This is a genomic window from Mesorhizobium sp. M2C.T.Ca.TU.002.02.1.1 (genome assembly GCF_003997225.1).
Window position 1 is genome coordinate 1 of the sequence record NZ_RZTO01000907.1, and the last position, 2301, is coordinate 2301.

General features: G+C 63.8%; 2 protein-coding genes. Both read left to right on the forward strand.

From position 1 onward, the window contains the following. The first annotated feature begins 383 nt into the window (after positions 1–383). Positions 384–1313 carry a sugar ABC transporter substrate-binding protein gene (locus EOD07_RS31250; protein WP_127238030.1) on the forward strand — a complete coding sequence of 310 codons (930 nt, stop codon included), beginning with the start codon at positions 384–386 and terminating at the stop codon, positions 1311–1313. Between the two features lie 53 nt (positions 1314–1366). Next, positions 1367–2301: ABC transporter permease (locus EOD07_RS31255; RefSeq protein ID WP_245470557.1), on the forward strand; the 935-nt coding region annotated here is incomplete at its 3' end.

Here is a 2301-nt window from a genome sequence, read left to right on the forward strand (position 1 = left end):
CATGCGCACCTAAAGCGCGTCGCGATCTTTCAGATTCACTCCATGCGCTTTAGGTCTTTGATTCTGCGCATGTCTTTGCCCCGAAACCGGTTACCACTTTCGGGAGACATGCTTTAATAGCGCCAGATTTTTCTCCGCCTCATTCCTTCGCGTACTCCCATCCGTCTCGGCGCGGCGCGCCGGTCCGTCTTCCTCCATGAGAGGAGAAAGGGAAGAACTCCCAAGTTCCCCGTTGCGCCCCCTCCCAGCTTGTGCATATAGTTAGTACGTGGCTCGCACGAACAAACAGTTTCAACTGTAGCGACTGCGCCGATGCCTGGAAACATGGGCTGACGCGGTCGGGAGGTGGGCCGGAACACTCGGTCAAACAGGGGATTAGGAACGTGAACCGCTTTCAGACTTTTTCGGCCGCGGCGCTGGTCGCGGCGTCTTTCGCGTCGGCGGCGCATGCCGACGACAAGCTCAAGATCGGCATCGTCACCTTCTCGACCTCGGACGTCGACACCAACCAGATGGTCGACACCATGACCAAGGAGGCGCAGTCCAAGGGCTGGTCGGTGGAGACGCTCAACGCCAATGGCGATCCCTCGCAGGCGATCACCAGCATCAAGCAACTGGCGACCAAGCAGGTCAACGCCATCATCGTCACGGTGTTCGATTCCACCGGTCTCGCCGCGGGGCTGCAGGCGGCGGCGGACGCAAAGATCCCGGTGCTTTCGGCCGGCGGCGGCATGGCCGACGGCATCGCGCTTTCGGCAAGCACGGGCGCGGCGCCGCCGCTGATCGACCTGATGTTGGAGGACATCGGCAATTCGGGCACGGTGCTCGACCTCACCTATCATCCCGGCATTCCCTGCCGCGAGCGGGCCGACGCCTTCGACGCCGCGGTCAAGGCCAATCCGGGGCTTTCAGCCACCTCCCATGAGATCACCATTCCGGGCGCGGCCGAATCCTCGCAGGCCGCGACCAGCGCCTGGCTGGCCGCCAACGCCAACGCCAAGGGACCGTTCGCCATCTTCAACTGCTATGACGACAATGCCATGGGCGCCATCGCGGCGCTCAAGCAGAACGGCCGGACCGACGTGAAGGTCTATTCCTTCAACGCCACCGCGCCCGCCGTGCAGGCGGTGAAGGACGGCACCATGACGGCGACGCTCGGCGTCGACCTGACCTCGGCCGGCAAGATGCTCGTCGACCAGATTCCCGACATCATAGCGGCCGGCGACAAGTGGCAGCCGAAATCCTTCGTGCCCGGCTATTCGCTGGTCACCAAGGACAATGTCGACCAGTTCATGAAGGACAATCCGCAGTAAGGTCTGCGGACCCTGGCATCCGGCCGGGCCCACCGGCCGGATGGAGTTCCATCATGAACAGAACAGTCATGCCCGCCGACCATTCCCCACCCGAAACCTCCGCGCCGCCGGAGGGCGCCTTGCCGGTCGCGAAAGCCGGGTCCCTCCCTCCCGGCATGCGCGACCGGCGGGCGCGGCTGATGCGCCTCATCGGCACCTACGGCACCATCATCGTGCTTGCCGCCATGCTGGTGATCTTCTCGATCCTGCAACCGGGAACGTTCGCCACCATCGGCAATTTCCGCAACATCATCAATGATATGGCGATCGGCACCATTGTCGCGGCAGGCCTCACCGTGCCGCTGGTGGCCGGCGATTTCGACTTGAGTATCGGCTATGTGGCGAGCTTTTGCGGCTTGCTCGCGGTCGGGCTTTTGAGCTTCAGCGGCCTATCGATCCCGCTGGCCATCCTGCTCGTCATCGGCCTCGGCACGCTGATCGGCATCGTCAACGGCATCGTCGTCTCCAAGATCGGCGTCAACGCTTTCATCGCGACACTGGGCACCGGCACGATCGTCGTCGGCCTGAACTACGCCTATTCCGGCGGCATCCCGCTGCAGCTCACGCAAAGCCGAGAATTCACCAAGATCGCCATCGGCCGCATCGCCGGCGTGCCGCATCTGGTCATCATCATGGCCGTGGTGCTGATCGTGCTCTGGGTCATCCTCAACCGCACGGTGCAGGGCCAGCACATCAAGGCGATTGGCGTCAGCCCGGAATCGGCACGGCGCGCCGGCGTGGCCGTCGATCGCAGCCGCATCGTCGCCTTCGCCATCGCCAGCACCTGCGCGGCAATAGGCGGGGTGCTGATGGCCTCCAATCTCGGCTCCGGCCAGGTGACGGCCGGCGACGGCTTCATGCTCACCTCGTTTTCCGCCGCCTTCCTCGGCTCGGCCGCGCTAAGGGAAGGCCAGTTCCACATCGTCGGCACGCTGATCGGCGTACTCAC